Origin of the sequence: Stenotrophomonas sp. HMWF023 (assembly GCF_003060985.1) — a bacterium.
Classification (GTDB): Bacteria; Pseudomonadota; Gammaproteobacteria; order Xanthomonadales; family Xanthomonadaceae; genus Stenotrophomonas; species Stenotrophomonas lactitubi.
Genome location: NZ_QAIJ01000022.1, coordinates 1 through 1,174 on the forward strand (window position 1 = coordinate 1; position 1,174 = coordinate 1,174).

Here is a 1,174-nt window from a genome sequence, read left to right on the forward strand (position 1 = left end):
CACCTGCGCATCAAGCTGTTCAAGCAGGTCCTGCCGGGCCATCGGGCCGATCCGGTTGCCGGCCTCGCGGCCATCGCCGACGGTCAGCGCCTGCACCCGCTCGCAGAACAACGCCACGAAGCGCTCGTACACCGGCGCTTCGACGATGATGCGCTTGCCGGCAATGCACACCTGCCCGGTGTTCTGGAAGCGCGAGGCCACAGCAGCATCGACCGCGGCATCGAGGTCGGCGTCGGCCAGCACGATGAACGGATCCGAGCCACCCAGTTCAAGCACCACCTTCTTCAGCGCCTGCCCGGCCTGCGCGGCGATGCTGCGCCCGGCGGCGACGCTGCCGGTCAGGGTCACTGCCGCGATGCGGTCATCGGCGATGGCGGCACTGGTGCCCTCGCGGCTGATGTTGGCGGCGATGAAGGTGCCCTCCGGCAGGCCCGCATCGCGCCACGCAGCGGCGAGCAGCGCGGCGGTGCCGACGATGTTCTCGGCCGGCTTCAGCAGGAAACCATTGCCGCCCATGAGGATCGGTACGGCCGCGCGCATCACCTGCCAGTACGGGAAGTTCCACGGCATGATGCCCAGCACCACGCCCAGCGGCAGGTAGGAGACATAGGCCTTGTTGTCGGCCACCGCAGTCGGCTCGTCGCGCAGGAACGCCGCGCCGTTGTCGGCGTACCAGTCACACAGCACCGCGCACTTCTCGATCTCGGCCAGCGACTCGGCGTGGACCTTGCCCATCTCGGCGGTGGCCAGTGCGGCCAGGGGCTCACGGTCGCGACGCAGCACGGCGGCCATCGCACGCAGCACGCCCGCGCGTTGTTCGAGTGACTGCGCGCTCCAGGCAGCAAAGCCGGCCTGACCGCGATCAAGAATCGCTTCCAGGTCGGCGGCAGTGGCGAAGGGATGGCTGGCAATCTGCTGGCCGGTGGCCGGGTCGCGGGAAATGGCAGCGGGGGCTGCGGGGGAAGCGGACATGCAGGTCTCCTGTTGTCTCGACAACGGGCGGCTGCCCGTTTCCTGACAAGGAATGTGGACCCGATCGGCAAAGGCAACAAGGCGTCTGCTTATCCTGTGACCTGCACTTACCTGCCTGAATAGGGTTGGTTTCCCGGCAGGGCTGCGCCCTGCACCTGCAGAGGCAACAGCAACGGCAGAGGCAACAGCAACAGCGGCACTC

At 67.9% G+C, this 1,174-nt stretch carries 1 protein-coding gene; it reads right to left on the bottom strand.

The window, feature by feature from the left end:
• Window positions 1-972: aldehyde dehydrogenase family protein (locus DBR20_RS00675; RefSeq protein WP_108264827.1), on the bottom strand; the 972-nt coding region annotated here is incomplete at its 3' end.
• Window positions 973-1,174: the final 202 nt, after the last annotated feature.